The 13,286-nt window shown below is 63.5% G+C and carries 14 protein-coding genes; 7 read left to right on the forward strand and 7 right to left on the reverse strand.

From position 1 onward, the window contains the following. Nucleotides 1-34 precede the first annotated feature (34 nt). Nucleotides 35-1,960: a 1-deoxy-D-xylulose-5-phosphate synthase gene (gene dxs, locus KFF05_07205; protein UTW53135.1), complete on the forward strand. Its 1,926-nt coding sequence runs from the start codon at nucleotides 35-37 to the stop codon at nucleotides 1,958-1,960. Between the two features lie 59 nt (nucleotides 1,961-2,019). Continuing rightward, nucleotides 2,020-2,766, forward strand: coding sequence for a TlyA family RNA methyltransferase (locus KFF05_07210; GenBank protein ID UTW53136.1), 747 nt, complete (start codon nucleotides 2,020-2,022; stop codon nucleotides 2,764-2,766). 7 nt (nucleotides 2,767-2,773) lie between these two features. On the opposite strand, the gene KFF05_07215 is transcribed toward KFF05_07210, so the two are convergent. Beyond that, nucleotides 2,774-3,097, reverse strand: coding sequence for a rhodanese-like domain-containing protein (locus KFF05_07215; protein UTW53137.1), 324 nt, complete (start codon nucleotides 3,095-3,097; stop codon nucleotides 2,774-2,776). A gap of 111 nt (nucleotides 3,098-3,208) precedes the next feature. On the opposite strand from KFF05_07215, the gene KFF05_07220 reads away from it, so the two are divergent. Beyond that, on the forward strand, nucleotides 3,209-4,537 hold the full coding sequence (locus tag KFF05_07220) for a tetratricopeptide repeat protein (protein UTW53138.1): 1,329 nt from the start codon (nucleotides 3,209-3,211) through the stop codon (nucleotides 4,535-4,537). Nucleotides 4,538-4,552: 15 nt separating this feature from the next. After that, nucleotides 4,553-5,107 (forward strand): hypothetical protein, encoded by a 555-nt coding sequence (locus KFF05_07225; protein UTW53139.1) that lies wholly within the window; start codon nucleotides 4,553-4,555, stop codon nucleotides 5,105-5,107. A gap of 15 nt (nucleotides 5,108-5,122) precedes the next feature. On the opposite strand, the gene KFF05_07230 is transcribed toward KFF05_07225, so the two are convergent. Together KFF05_07230 and KFF05_07235 are read right to left on the reverse strand one after the other, a co-directional pair. Further along, entirely contained in the window at nucleotides 5,123-5,365 is a 243-nt protein-coding gene (locus KFF05_07230) for a hypothetical protein (protein ID UTW53140.1), read from the reverse strand. Nucleotides 5,366-5,566: 201 nt separating this feature from the next. Next, the gene (locus tag KFF05_07235; protein UTW53141.1) at nucleotides 5,567-6,730 is read right to left on the reverse strand and encodes a mandelate racemase/muconate lactonizing enzyme family protein; all 1,164 of its coding nucleotides are present in this window, start codon (nucleotides 6,728-6,730) and stop codon (nucleotides 5,567-5,569) included. Nucleotides 6,731-6,847: 117 nt separating this feature from the next. Here KFF05_07235 and KFF05_07240 point away from each other — a divergent pair, with 117 nt between their 5' ends. Continuing rightward, a complete protein-coding gene (locus KFF05_07240) occupies nucleotides 6,848-7,720 on the forward strand; it encodes a LysR family transcriptional regulator (protein UTW53142.1) in 873 nt (290 codons plus the stop codon). Nucleotides 7,721-7,722: 2 nt separating this feature from the next. Here the strand turns inward: KFF05_07240 and aroC are convergent, their stop codons facing one another. Together aroC and fabI are read right to left on the reverse strand one after the other, a co-directional pair. Further along, entirely contained in the window at nucleotides 7,723-8,793 is a 1,071-nt protein-coding gene (gene aroC / locus KFF05_07245; GenBank protein UTW53143.1) for a chorismate synthase, read from the reverse strand. A gap of 27 nt (nucleotides 8,794-8,820) precedes the next feature. Next, complete coding sequence (gene fabI, locus KFF05_07250; protein ID UTW53144.1) at nucleotides 8,821-9,633, reverse strand: enoyl-ACP reductase FabI; 813 nt, start codon at nucleotides 9,631-9,633, stop codon at nucleotides 8,821-8,823. Between the two features lie 154 nt (nucleotides 9,634-9,787). Between fabI and KFF05_07255 the strand changes: the two genes are divergently transcribed. After that, complete coding sequence (locus KFF05_07255; GenBank protein UTW53145.1) at nucleotides 9,788-11,089, forward strand: YihY family inner membrane protein; 1,302 nt, start codon at nucleotides 9,788-9,790, stop codon at nucleotides 11,087-11,089. A 2-nt stretch (nucleotides 11,090-11,091) separates the two neighbouring features. Here the strand turns inward: KFF05_07255 and KFF05_07260 are convergent, their stop codons facing one another. Both KFF05_07260 and KFF05_07265 read right to left on the reverse strand, forming a co-directional pair. Next, nucleotides 11,092-11,958: a DnaJ domain-containing protein gene (locus KFF05_07260; GenBank protein ID UTW53146.1), complete on the reverse strand. Its 867-nt coding sequence runs from the start codon at nucleotides 11,956-11,958 to the stop codon at nucleotides 11,092-11,094. A 42-nt stretch (nucleotides 11,959-12,000) separates the two neighbouring features. Next, the gene (locus tag KFF05_07265; protein UTW53147.1) at nucleotides 12,001-12,477 is read right to left on the reverse strand and encodes a glycine zipper 2TM domain-containing protein; all 477 of its coding nucleotides are present in this window, start codon (nucleotides 12,475-12,477) and stop codon (nucleotides 12,001-12,003) included. 180 nt (nucleotides 12,478-12,657) lie between these two features. Here KFF05_07265 and pdxH point away from each other — a divergent pair, with 180 nt between their 5' ends. Continuing rightward, a complete protein-coding gene (gene pdxH / locus KFF05_07270; GenBank protein UTW53148.1) occupies nucleotides 12,658-13,278 on the forward strand; it encodes a pyridoxamine 5'-phosphate oxidase in 621 nt (206 codons plus the stop codon). Nucleotides 13,279-13,286: the final 8 nt, after the last annotated feature.

Here is a 13,286-nt window from a genome sequence, read left to right on the forward strand (position 1 = left end):
CGTGTGTCCGGATATCAATTTGAGGGTCTGAAACTTGGAACAAGAAAGCCTCACCCCGATCCTGGACCGTGTCAGCGATCCCAAGGACATGCGGGATTTTTCAGTCGATGAGCTGAAGCAGCTGGTCCGTGAACTGCGCGACGATACGGTGCGTAGCGTGTCGATCACCGGTGGCCATCTGGGCGCGTCCCTGGGCGTGGTCGAGCTGACCGCCGCCATCCATCATGTCTTCGATACGCCGAATGATCGTCTGATCTGGGACGTCGGCCATCAGTGCTATCCGCACAAGATTTTGACCGGGCGTCGTGAACGCATGCATACCCTGCGTCAGGGCGGGGGCCTGTCGGGCTTCACCAAGCGCACGGAAAGCGAATACGACCCGTTCGGCGCGGCCCATAGCTCGACCTCGATCTCGGCCGGCCTGGGCATGGCCGTGGCAAGCAAGCTGGCCGGTGTGCCCAAGAACGTCATCGCCGTGATCGGCGACGGCGCGATGACCGCCGGTATGGCCTACGAAGCCATGAACAACGCCGGGTCCATGGACGCCAAACTGATCGTGATCCTGAACGACAACGACATGTCGATCGCCCCGCCCGTGGGCGCCTTGTCGGCATACCTTTCGCAGCTGATTTCGTCGAAGCAGTTCCGCTCCGCCCGTCATTTCGCCAAGGAACTTGCCAAGAAGTTCCCGCGCTCCATCGAGCAGGCGGCGGCCAAGGTCGATGAATACGCCCGCGGCATGGTGACCGGTGGCACCCTGTTCGAGGAACTGGGTTTCTATTACGTCGGTCCCATCGACGGCCACAACCTGGACCATCTGCTGCCCGTGCTGAAGAACCTGCGCGATGATGCGGTGCCGGGTCCGGTCCTGCTGCATGTCGTCACGGAAAAGGGGCATGGCTACAAGCCGGCCGAGGAATCCGCCGACAAGTACCACGGTGTGTCCAAATTCGATGTCGTCACCGGCAAGCAGCACAAGGCCATCGCCAATGCGCCGAGCTATACCTCGGTGTTCGCCAAGGCTCTGATCGCGGAAGCCAAGGACGACGACAAGATCGTCGCCATCACCGCCGCCATGCCCGGCGGCACGGGGGTCGATAAGTTTTCCGAAAACTTCCCGGACCGTTCCTTCGACGTCGGCATCGCGGAACAGCACGGCGTGACCTTTGCCGCCGGCATGGCGACCGAAGGCTACAAGCCGTTCTGCGCGATTTATTCCACCTTCCTGCAGCGCGCTTACGATCAGGTCGTCCACGACGTGGCGATCCAGTCGTTGCCGGTGCGCTTCGCCATCGACCGGGCCGGTTACGTCGGGGCCGACGGCTCGACCCATTGCGGCGCTTTCGACCTGCCGTACCTCTGCACCCTGCCGGGGTTCGTCGTGATGGCGCCCTCGGACGAGGCCGAACTGATGCACATGACGGCAACCGCCGCCGCCATCGACGACCGCCCGTCGGCGATCCGCTATCCGCGCGGCGAAGGTGTCGGCGTCGAACTGCCGGCCAAGGGCACGGCGCTTGAGATCGGCAAGGGCCGTATCGTGCGCGAAGGCTCGGCCATCGCCATTCTGTCCCTGGGCGCTCCCTTGCATGAATGCCTGAAGGCGGCCGAAGACCTTGGCACGCGGGGGCTGTCCGTGACCGTCGCCGACGCACGGTTCGCCAAACCGATTGACGAGGACTTGGTGCGCAAGCTGGCCAATGACCACGAAGTTCTGGTTACGGTCGAGGAAGGCTCCATCGGCGGCTTCTCCGCCCAGGTGCTGCAATTCATGGCAAACGACGGGCTGTTGGAAAACGGCCTGAAGGTGCGCGCCGTGACCATGCCCGACGCGTTTATCGAACAGGACAAGCCCGAAGCCCAGGTCGCCCAGGCGGGCCTGGATGCCGCCGGCATCGTCGCCACGGTGATGTCGGCCCTCGGCCGCGCCGACGAATTGACCGAACCCGCCCGCGCTTAAAGGCTGTGCGGGTGGCGGCCGGCGTCGCCAAGCCGCGTTCGGCGGGGTAGTCTCGCGCCATGGCAAAAGCACCGAAAATCCGGCTTGACCAATTGCTGGTCGACCGTGGCCTGGCCGACAGCCGGACCAAGGCCCAGGCCCTGGTCATGGCGGGACTTGTCTACGGCACCGATCGCCGCTTCGACAAACCCGGCGCGCAAATCGCGGCCGACACGGACATCTCCGTCAAGGGCAAAGACCATCCCTGGGTGTCGCGCGGCGGGCAGAAGCTGGCCAAGGGCATCGACCATTTCCACATCGACCCCACGGGCCTGATCTGCCTCGATCTTGGCGCCTCCACCGGCGGCTTCACGGATGTGTTGCTGACCAATGGCGCCGCCAGGGTTTATGCCATCGACGTGGGGCAGGGGCAGTTGGATTGGAAACTGCGCACGGACGACCGGGTGGTGGTGCTGGAAAAAACCAACGCCCGGCACCTGACGGCGGACCAAGTGCCCGACCCGATTGATCTGATCGTCTGCGACGTCAGCTTCATCGGCCTGGAAAAGGTCCTGCCGCCGGCCATGGCATTGGCCAAGCCGGGGGCTCGTCTGGTCGCCCTCATCAAGCCGCAGTTCCAGGCCGGCCCTGGCCAGGTCGGCAAGGGCGGCGTGGTCCGCGACCCGGCCGTTCACCAAGCCGTCTGTGACGAGGTCGAGGCCTTCGTCGCGAACGACTGCGGCTGGACGGTGCTGGGCATCACGCCAAGCCCCATCAAGGGGCCGGAAGGGAACATCGAGTTTCTGATCGGGGCGGTGAAGCCCTAGGCGTGGATCAGCCGGTTTCGACCTCGTACCCCGCCATGACCCAGGCCTGGATGCCGCCGGACAGGTTGTAGGCGTCGTCGACCATGTCGTTCTGCAACAGATAGCCGCCGACCTGCATGGAGCGCATGCCCATGGCGCACATGAAGACCAGGCGCTTGCCCTCCAGCCCGGCCAGCATTTCCAGATCGAATCCCGACATCGGGTTGTGCAGGGCGCCGGGCACGCGGGCCTGGGCCAGTTCATCGGCCTCGCGCACATCGATGATGACAGCGCTGCCGTCGTCCAGCCATTGTTTGACCTGGCGCGCGTCGGTTTCGATCATCTGCTTCATATCGGTTTCCTGCTTTGTTGGTTGGGACGGGATCGTGCCCGGTCGCGTCCCAGGACCATATGGTGTAATTTTCCCGCCTGCAAAATGGAATACGGGATCGAGCATCTGACCATGGCCATCTTTACCGACAAACGTGACCTCACCCTGACGGCGGCCGGCGCGGAGGCAGCCCAGGCCTTCGACCATGTCATGGACGGCTATCTGTCCATGGCGCCCGATACGGGGGACCGGCTGAAAGGCGCTTTCGCCGCCGATGGGGATATGGCCATGGCGCATTGCCTGAAGGCCTATTTCATGATGCTCATGGCCATGGGCGGCTTGATGCCGAAGGCAGAGCAGGCCGCCGCCAAGGCGCAGGAACTGGCGGTCGATGCCAGTCCGCGTGAACAGATGCATGCCCGCGCGGCGGGCCTGTGGACGGCGCGCAACATGGATGGTGCCGCCCGGGTGTGGGAGGAAATCCTGCTGGACCACCCGCGCGATATCCTGGCCGCACGCCTAGCTCATTTCGCCAATTTCTATTCCGGCGACGCCCGACGGCTGCGCGATTCCGTGAACCGGATCATGCCGGCCTGGGGCGAGGGCGTGCCCGGGTTTTCCTATCTCAAGGGCATGCAGGCCTTCGGATTAGAGGAATCGGGCGATTACGCCCAGGCCCAGGCGGCGGCGGAAGCGGCCATCGAACTGGAGCCCATGGACCCCTGGGCGACCCATGCCTTTGCCCATGTCATGGAAATGCAGGACCGTCAGGACGACGGCCTGGCCTGGATCGAGCGCCTGCGCCCCCATTGGACCCAGGCCAATAATTTTCAGAACCACATCTGGTGGCACGAAGCCCTGATGATGATGGACCAGAAACGGATGGACGATGTCATGGCGCAGTACGACGCCCATGTCGCCGCACCGGAATCGGAAGAATATCTGGACATCTGCAATGCGGTCTCGCTGCTGCAGCGGTTGGAGATCATGGGCCTGGATGTGGGCGGGCGCTGGGCGCCGCTGGCGGCCAAGGTGCGGGACCGCACGGAAGAACACATCCTGACCTTCGTCGACCTGCACTATGCCTTGGCCCTGGCCGCCATGGGCGACGGCAAGGTCCACGAGATGCGGGAATTCATGGCGGCCTATGAAGGGGTAGAGGACGACAGCAATCTGCCGATCATGAAGGCGCTCGGCGTGCCCCTGGTCGATGCATTGATTGCCTACCGCGAAGGGCGATACGGCGACGCAACCGACGCCATGATCCCGGTGCGCTACGAGATATGGATGATGGGCGGCAGCCATGCGCAACGCGACCTGTTCAACCTGATCCTCATCGACGCCGCCCGAAAATCGGGTAATGCGGCGCTGACCCGCGCGTTGCTGGCGGAGCGCCGCGCCGTCATGCCGCATGACGATTGGACGGAAAAAGCGTTCAACGAATTTTCTGCGGTTAGCTAGGCGGAGGTTGAATTCATGATCTGGCTCATTCTCGGGCTCGTCATTTGGAGTGCCGCCCATCTGTTCAAGCGCGTGCTGCCGCGACAGCGCGAAGCCCTGGGCAATAAGGGGCGGGCGCTGGTCGCCCTGTTGGTGCTGATCAGTTTGGGCCTGATGATCATGGGCTACCGGGCGGCGGAAACGGACTTTCTCTACGCCCTGCCGATGTGGACCTGGCACGCCAACAACGCACTCATGCTGGCAGCCTTGTTCCTGATGGACATCGGCCGGGTGAAGGGCGTCGTCCGCACCAAGATCCGCCATCCCATGCTGTGGGGGGTGACGCTCTGGGCGGCAGCCCACCTGTTGGTCAACGGGGACACGGCGGCGGTCGTGCTGTTCGGCGGGCTGGGTCTATGGGCGTTGATCGAAATGGCGGTCATCAACTGGGCCGAGGGGCCGTGGACGCCACCGGAACGCGGCAGCTACGCCAAGGACGCCATGATGCTGGCGGCGGCGGCCGTCCTGTTCGCCGTGATCGTCGGCATTCACTACTGGCTGGGCTATTCGGTGATCGCGGCCCTGAACTGAACCGCTGCCTTGCGGTCAGTCCAGATAGATCGGCGGGGTCTGCATGGCGCCTTCGAAGGTTTCGGGGATTTCCGCTTTTTCGATATCGTCGGCTTTTTCGTCGCGGGGCGCGCAGACGGGTTCGTCAAACAACGTGCGGTACATGGCACAATCCCGGTCGGTGACGCCGGAAATGACATGGTCGGTCGGGCCCTTGCCCGTGGTGGCATAGGAAATCCCATCAAAGACCAACGAGACGACCGTCAACGGATTGATCACGGGCGCGCAGCCGGACAAGGCCGTAATGACGTGCGCAGCCGGAAGCAACCGGCTTAGGGGCCGGGCAGGGCGCTTTTGGCGCGAAATGACGGTTTTGTCGTGCGCGAGTTTCTGACTCATCATGGCCGGTCTGGTACCACATCAATGCTGCAACGCAGCATACACGATTGGTGCCAGCAGCCATGCGTGAGGCGCGTAGGGTCACTCGGCCAGGTCGCGCATCACCTTGATCAGGTCCGACTTGCCTTCGAAACCGATGCCGGGCAGGTCGGGCATGACGATGTGGCCGTCCTCGACTGTGACCGTGTCCGGGAACCCGCCGTAGGGCTGGAACAGGTCCGGATAGCTTTCATTCCCGCCGAGGCCCAGGCCCGCCGCGATGTTGAGCGACATCTGATGCCCGCCGTGGGGGATGCAGCGGGCGGGCGACCAGCCGGCCCTTTCCAACTCGTCCAGCGTGCGCAGGTATTCGACCAAGCCGTAGGCGAGGGCGCAGTCGAATTGTAGCCAGTCGCGGTCGGGCCGCATGCCGCCGTAACGCAACAGGTTGCGCGCATCCTGGTGGGAGAACAGGTTTTCCCCTGTCGCCATGGGGCCGGGATAGAACTCGGCGAGCGCCGCCTGCAAGGCGTAGTCCAGCGGGTCGCCCGCTTCCTCGTACCAGAACAGGGGATAGTCCCTGAGCATCTTGGCGTAGGCGACAGCGGTTTCCAGGTCGAACCGGCCGTTGGCATCGACAGCCAATTGCGCTTCCGAGCCGATTTCGCTCAGCACGGCCTCGATGCGGCGGCGGTCGTCATCGATGGGCGCGCCGCCGATCTTCATCTTCACCACGTTGTAACCGCGGTTGAGGTATCCGCGCATCTCGGCCCGCAGAGCCGTGTCGTCCTTGCCGGGATAGTAGTAACCCCCGGCGGCATAGACGAAGACCTTGGGGTCGGCATCGCGGCTCTTCATCTGCGCCAGCAGGCGGAACAGAGGCAGGCCCGCGATCTTGGCCGTGGCGTCCCAGACCGCCATGTCGATCGTGCCGACGGCGACGGAGCGCTCGCCATGGCCGCCCGGTTTTTCGTTCTGCATCATGGCGGCCCAGATCTTGTGCGGGTCCAGGTTGCCGCCGCCGTCGTCCAGCAGGCTTTCCGGATCGGCTTCCAGGATGCGGTCACGGAACCGTTCGCGGATCAGCCCGCCCTGACCATAGCGGCCGTTGGAATTAAAGCCGTAGCCGACGACCCGCCGCCCGTCGCGCTCCACATCCGTGACCACGGCGACCAGGCTCGCGGTCATCTTGGTGAAATCGATATAGGCGTTGCGGATGGGCGATGAGATCGGCTTGGTGACCTCGCAAATGTCGATGATGCGCATGGGGGGCGTTCTCTTCGGCTGTAGCTGTTCAGGGAATGTTGCTAAGAGTGATACATAAAGCCCCGGCCGCAGGGCCAATGCCAAGAATGAATTGAGTTATGCGCGAGCCACATTGCCATGGAAATTGACTGGTTGAAGGATTTCCTGGCGCTTGAGGAGTATGGGACTTTTTCCCGTGCCGCTGATGCCCGCAACGTCTCACAGCCGGCGTTCAGCCGCCGCATCCGCGCGCTTGAGGATTGGATCGGCGCCCCCCTGTTTCGGCGCGGTGCGCAGGGGGCGGGGTTGACCCTGGCGGGGGCGCATTGCAAACCCCTGGCCGGAGATCTGTTGCGGGCCATTGAGCAGGCCCGCCGTGATACCCACGCCGTTGGCGAACGCGATACAGCCTCCCTGTCCATCGCCGCGACCCATGCCCTGTCCTTCACCTTCTTTCCCGCCTGGATCCGTGCCCATGCGGATTTCCAGGACCTGGGCACGGTCAACCTGGTGTCCGACAGCATGGACGCCTGTGAGCGCATCATGCTGGCCGGTGAGGTGCATTTCCTGCTCTGCCATTGCCATGACGGCATGCCGAACCGCCTCAATTCCGAGCGGTTCGAGAGCATCGTCGTCGGCGGCGACACCCTGGTTCCGCTGCGCGCGCCGGACGGGGCGGAAGGACGCTTGCTCGGGTACGGCCCGGCCTCGGCGCTTGGGCGCATCCTGGAGGGGGTAGCGCCGGTGAAGGCCGCGACGGCAGCCTTGGAAACGGCCTTTACCTCTCATCTGGCTGCAACCCTCCTGACCATGGCGCGCGAGGGCCATGGCGTCGCCTGGCTGCCCCATACTTTGGCGGCGGACGATCTGCACGACGGTCGGTTGGTTCGCGCCGGGGGTGAAAACTTGGACGTGGCGATGGAAATTCGACTGTTCCGTGCGCCCGATTGCCGCAACAAGACCGCCGATGATCTATGGGCGCGGCTGCGGGACGCTGGGAGCGGGGGGTAAGCTTATCCGCACTGCGCCCGATGGCGCAGCAGATGGTCCGCCAGGACGCAGGCCATCATGGCCTCGCCGATGGGCACGGCGCGGATGCCGACGCAGGGATCGTGGCGGCCCTTGGTGACGATTTCCGTGTCTTCGCCGGACTTGGTGACGGTCTTGCGCGGCGTCAGGATCGACGACGTCGGCTTGACGGCGAAGCGGCAAACCACATCCTGACCCGATGAAATGCCGCCCAGAATGCCGCCCGCGTTGTTGGACAGGAATTCGACGTCGTTGCCATGGGCGCGAATCTCATCGGCGTTCTGCTCGCCGGTGATGCGTGCGGCTTCGAACCCGTTGCCGATTTCCACGCCCTTGACGGCGTTGATGCTCATCATCGCCGACGCCAGGTCCTGGTCCAGCTTGCCGTAGATCGGCGCCCCCAACCCGGCGGGCACGCCCGAGGCCACGACCTCGATCACGCCGCCGACGGATGACCCCGCTTTGCGGATGCCTTCCAGATAGGTCGCGAATTCCTCCGCCGCCTTGGCATCGGGGCAGAAGAAGGGGTTGTTGTTCACTTCGTCCCAGTCCAGGCGCGCGCGGTCGATCTCTTTCTCGCCCATGATGACGAGGCCGGCCTTGATGGTGATGCCGGGGCCCAAAATCTTTCGCGCAACGGCACCGGCGGCGACCCGCATGGCGGTCTCCCGCGCGGACGACCGCCCGCCGCCCCGGTAATCGCGGATGCCGTACTTTTTCCAATAGGTGTAATCGGCATGGCCCGGGCGGAATTTCTCGGAAATCTCCGAATAATCCTTGGACCGCTGATCCATGTTTTCGATCAACAGGCCGATGGGGGTGCCCGTGGTCACGCCGTCGAACACGCCGGACAGGATTTTCACCTGGTCCGGTTCCTGGCGCTGGGTGGTGTATTTGGATTGTCCCGGGCGGCGTTTGTCGAGATGAACCTGGATGTCGGCCTCGGTCAGGCTCAGCCCCGGGGGGCAGCCGTCGACCACGCAGCCGAGGGCCGGCCCATGGCTTTCGCCGAAGGTCGTGAAACGGAACAGATGGCCGAAAGAATTGTGGGACATGGGGCCCCTTTTAGCACAAGCGCCTGATCAGACGACCGAAATATCCGGCGCGTCGACGGCCTTCATGCCGACGATGTTATAGCCGCAATCGACGTGATGGGTTTCGCCCGTGACCCCCGACGCCATGTCGGAAATCAGGTAAAGCCCGGCACCGCCGACGTCTTCCAGGGTCACGTTGCGGCGCAGCGGCGAATTGTATTCGTTCCACTTCAGGATATAGCGGAAATCGCCGATGCCGCTGGCGGCCAGGGTCTTCATGGGCCCGGCGGACAGCGAATTCACCCGGATGCCTTCCTTGCCCAGGTCTTCGGCGAGGTAGCGCACGCTGGCTTCCAGCGCCGCCTTGGCCACGCCCATGACGTTGTAGTGCGGCATCACGCGCTCGGCCCCGAAATAGGTGAGGGTGATCATCGAGCCGCCTTCGGTCATCAGCTTGCGCGCGCGTTGTGCGACGGCCGTGAACGAATAGCAGGAGATGTTCATGGTTTTCAGGAAGTTATCCAGGGTGGTGTCGATATACCCGCCCTTGAGCTCTTCCTTGTCCGAATAGGCAATGGCGTGGATGACGAAATCCAACTTTCCCCATTTGTCGGCGATGGCGTCGAACACGGCATCGACGGAGGCCATGTCGGTCACGTCGCAGGGCAGGACAAGGTCAGAGCCGACGCTTGCGGCGAGCGGCGCCACGCGCTTCTGGAGGGCTTCGCCCTGGTAAGTGAAGGCCAATTCGGCGCCCTGGTCGTGGGCGGCCTTGGCAATGCCCCAGGCGATGGAACGGTCGTTGGCCACGCCCATGACCAGGCCCTTCTTACCGGACATCAACGGCGATGCAGAAGCCATCTGTCTCCTCGAGTTTTTTGTTAGGAACCGGTTCGTCACCAGCGGGTTAGCTTAGTGCGTTCGGGCGAATACTTGCAGTTTGCCCGAACTCCCATGCCATATAGTATGGGGCGGGGGACGTCAACGGGAGGTTCCCTTAGGAGGCGTCAAAGCCATGGATAACCGCGGTTTCGTGCGGCTTGCAAAGGCCCAATGGCGCATCTGGCGCAGCGTACTTGTCATCGCCTTTCGGCGGTTTCAGGCCGACCAATGCCTGCGCATGGCGGCATCGCTCAGCTATACCTCGCTGCTGGCGGCCGTTCCGCTGACCGCCATCGCCTTCGCCATGCTGGCGGCCTTCCCGGTGTTTGAGGGCGTGCGTGAAAGCTTCCAGGACGTGCTGTTCGCCAATTTTCTACCCGATGCGGCGGAATCCATGCGCGAACATTTCGACAAGTTCGTGCGCAACACGGCGACCTTGTCGGCGGTCGGGATCGTCGCCCTGGCGCTGACCGCCATCCTGCTGCTGGGCACCATCGAATCGGCGCTTAACACCATCTTCCGGGTCACCCGGCCGCGGCGGCTGGGCCCACGTCTTCTTGTGTTCTGGGCGATCATCACCCTGGGGCCGCTTTTGCTGGGCGCCAGTTTCTCGCTGTCGGCCTATTTCTTCGCGGCGACGCAATGGATCGGGGTCGATCCCGCAGTGGGCACTCTGGGCGAGGCGGCAAAGCTTCTGCCCACGGCCATCATGATGGTGCTGCTGACCCTGTTCTACGTGACCATTCCAAACCGTCCCGTGGCCTTTATGGGGGCTGTCATGGGGGCGATCGTCGCTGGGCTTCTGATCGCCCTGCTGCGCAAGGGGTTTGGTTTCTACGTCACCAATTTCCCGACGTATCAGAACATCTACGGGGCGCTTTCGGCGGTGCCCATCTTCCTGATCTGGATGTATCTGTCCTGGGCCGTGGTGCTGCTGGGCGCGACATTGACCGCAACCATTTCCGAATGGCGGGAGGCCGGGGGACGGCCGGTTCATCACGGCAAGTCCCCGGCGTCACGCCTGACCACGGCCATGGCGGTGCTGGCCTGTCTGTTCGCGAAAAACCGTGACGGTGGCGGGGCCAGCCGCCGGGAACTGATCCGCGCCGCCAGGGTGTCCCTGGCGGTGTTGGAACCGCTGCTGGAAGACCTGCGCGGGCGGGGTTATGTGGAGCGCACGTCCCGCAATGCCTGGGTTCTGTCCCGCGACCTCCATGTTGCGACGCTCCATGAACTGTATCGGGACCTGGGATTGGGCATAAATGACGATGACGAAAGCCTGGGCGTGGGCGGCTGGCAGGGCGTCTTGGCCCAGCAGCTTGACGGTCTGCGCCGCCGCAACACCGAAGCCATGGGGCTGCCTTTGGCAGAAATCCTGGCGGTGGAAGATGATGGTGACGACAAGGGGGCCGCGTCCCTGAAAAGCGTTTCCTAGGGTTAGGACGCGCGGGCGCCGGTTTTCTTTGCCCATTTTTCAACGAAGGCACGCAGTTCCGGATCGGGCTTTTTGGGCAGCATGACCTTCAGCGTCACGAATTGGTCGCCGGGTTTGCCGCCGTCATCATCCTTCAGCCCCTTGCCCTTGAGGCGCAGAACCGTGCCCGTGTTGGCGTTTTCCGGCACGGTGACGCTGACCTCGCCGTCCAGGGTCGGGGCCTTGATCTTGCCGCCCAGGACCGCGTCCGCCAGGTCAACGGGCACCTCGACATGGACGTCGCGGCCGTCGATGCGAAACCGCCCATCTGCATCGACCTTGACGATGACCAGCGCATCACCGGGCTTGCCGCCGCCCAGGCCGGGCATGCCCTGTTCCTTCAGGCGCAGAACCTGCCCGTCGCGGGTGTCCTTGGGAATGGCGACCTTCAGGCGTTTGCCGTTGGTCATGCTGATGAATTTGGTGCCGCCCTGCATGGCTTCGGCGGCGCTCAAGGTCAGGGAATAATTGACGTTGGCGCCATCGACCGTGACGGTCTTTTCCTGGCGTTTCTTCTGGCGGAAGGTTTCGAACGGATCCTTCTTCCACCGCCGGGTTTTGGCCCGACCCTTGGCGTCGTAACCCGCCGTCCCTTGGCCGGATAGGGGCTGACCGGTCGCGTCAATTTCGCCGTCGTCATAGCGTTTGCGACGGTCGGCGTTGGACAGCACCTCGTAGGCGGCGGTCAGTTCCTTGAAATCGTCCTCGGCCCAGGGGTTGCCGGGATCCAAATCCGGATGGCGCTCACGCGCCGCTTTGCGGTAGGCGGATTTGATTTGGTCCGGCGTGGCATTCTTGGCCACACCGAGAATTTTATAGGCATCCTTCATGCCGCCCCCAGCCCCCGCTGCGTGCCTTCACAGACGCGGAGATCAGTTGACGACGCGCCAGGTTCCGTCGGGCTGCCGACAGGCCGTGCCGGTCGCCTTTTCGGTCTTGCCGTCGACGACGATGGAGGTTTCGTATTCGCGGCAGTTGTGGCCCTCGGCCGTCTGGTAGGTCTTGGTCGGGGTGAAAGTGCCGGCGGCCTTGGAATCTGGGTTGTTCCAGGACGCGGTCTGGTTGGTCTTGTTGTATTCCAGGGCGTCCTGGGCGGTGCGCTGGGCATAGGCTTTATCGGCCTTGTCGAGGGACTTGCCCGTTTCGCCGCCAAGCCAGGCACCGGCAAGAGCACCCACGGCGACTGCCGCCAACTGGCCCTTGCCGCCGCCGAACTGCGAGCCGGCTAAGGCACCCAGGCCGGCGCCCAGAAGGGTGCCGACGGTTTGCTTGTCGCCCTGCTTGTCCGTTCCGCAAGCGGTCAGCGCCAAGGCCAGAACCGCAACCCCGGTGAATTTCACGATGTTCATTCCGATGACCTCTTCGAATGTGCGTCCGTCTGGTTTCCTGCGTCCGCGCTGTTACCGGCGGCGGGATCTGCATTTTATACGCAATCGCCGTTAAAATCCCATATCCGCCGTCATGGACATTATCATGTCAAAGGATTATGGCAGACCTTTGACCATATTCGCCGATCGGAAACGAGACCCATGGACCAGAAATCCCAGGATGACGCGCTGCCGCGCAAACCGGCTACGGACGACCCCATCGAAAAGTTCCGGGGCTGGCTGGGCGAAGCCGAGGGCAAGGAAATCAGCAACCCGAACGCCATGGCGCTTGCCACGGCGACGGCGTCGGGACGGCCCAGCGTGCGCATGGTTCTGTTGAAGGACGTCGATGACCAGGGCTTCGTGTTCTACACCAACCTGGAAAGCCGCAAAGGCGGGGAATTGGCGGAGAACCCCTTTGCTTCCCTGTGCTTTTACTGGAAGACCCTGGAACGTCAGGTCCGTGTCGAAGGGGCGATCCGGCCGGTCAGCCCGGCCGAGGCTGATGCCTATTACGAAAGCCGTCACCGGTCTTCGCGCATCGGCGCCTGGGCATCGCGTCAGTCGCGGCCCATGAAGACCCGCTTCGACCTGGAAAAGCGGGTTGCCGAGTTCACGGCCAAGTTCCATGTCGGCGCCATTCCCAGGCCGGATTTCTGGTCGGGATTCCGCGTCGTTCCCGAACGCATCGAATTCTGGACCGAAGGTGCCTTCCGCCTGCATGAACGCATTGTCTATCACCGCCTCGGCACGGGCTGGGAGACGGAGCGCCTGTTCCCGTGAGCGACGCG

The organism is bacterium SCSIO 12827, assembly GCA_024397995.1.
In the GTDB taxonomy this organism is placed as follows: Bacteria; Pseudomonadota; Alphaproteobacteria; order Rhodospirillales; family Casp-alpha2; genus UBA1479.

What these genes read in the sequence shown, in the direction of transcription:
- KFF05_07240 (UTW53142.1), top strand. Translation starts at nt 6,848, where the DNA reads ATGGAAATTGACTGGTTGAAGGATTTCCTGGCGCTTGAGGAGTATGGG.
- KFF05_07260 (UTW53146.1), bottom strand. Translation starts at nt 11,958, where the DNA reads ATGAAGGATGCCTATAAAATTCTCGGTGTGGCCAAGAATGCCACGCCG.
- KFF05_07220 (UTW53138.1), top strand. Translation starts at nt 3,209, where the DNA reads ATGGCCATCTTTACCGACAAACGTGACCTCACCCTGACGGCGGCCGGC.
- KFF05_07210 (UTW53136.1), top strand. Translation starts at nt 2,020, where the DNA reads ATGGCAAAAGCACCGAAAATCCGGCTTGACCAATTGCTGGTCGACCGT.
- KFF05_07225 (UTW53139.1), top strand. Translation starts at nt 4,553, where the DNA reads ATGATCTGGCTCATTCTCGGGCTCGTCATTTGGAGTGCCGCCCATCTG.
- KFF05_07265 (UTW53147.1), bottom strand. Translation starts at nt 12,477, where the DNA reads ATGAACATCGTGAAATTCACCGGGGTTGCGGTTCTGGCCTTGGCGCTG.
- KFF05_07235 (UTW53141.1), bottom strand. Translation starts at nt 6,730, where the DNA reads ATGCGCATCATCGACATTTGCGAGGTCACCAAGCCGATCTCATCGCCC.
- pdxH (UTW53148.1), top strand. Translation starts at nt 12,658, where the DNA reads ATGGACCAGAAATCCCAGGATGACGCGCTGCCGCGCAAACCGGCTACG.
- fabI (UTW53144.1), bottom strand. Translation starts at nt 9,633, where the DNA reads ATGGCTTCTGCATCGCCGTTGATGTCCGGTAAGAAGGGCCTGGTCATG.
- aroC (UTW53143.1), bottom strand. Translation starts at nt 8,793, where the DNA reads ATGTCCCACAATTCTTTCGGCCATCTGTTCCGTTTCACGACCTTCGGC.
- KFF05_07255 (UTW53145.1), top strand. Translation starts at nt 9,788, where the DNA reads ATGGATAACCGCGGTTTCGTGCGGCTTGCAAAGGCCCAATGGCGCATC.
- KFF05_07215 (UTW53137.1), bottom strand. Translation starts at nt 3,097, where the DNA reads ATGAAGCAGATGATCGAAACCGACGCGCGCCAGGTCAAACAATGGCTG.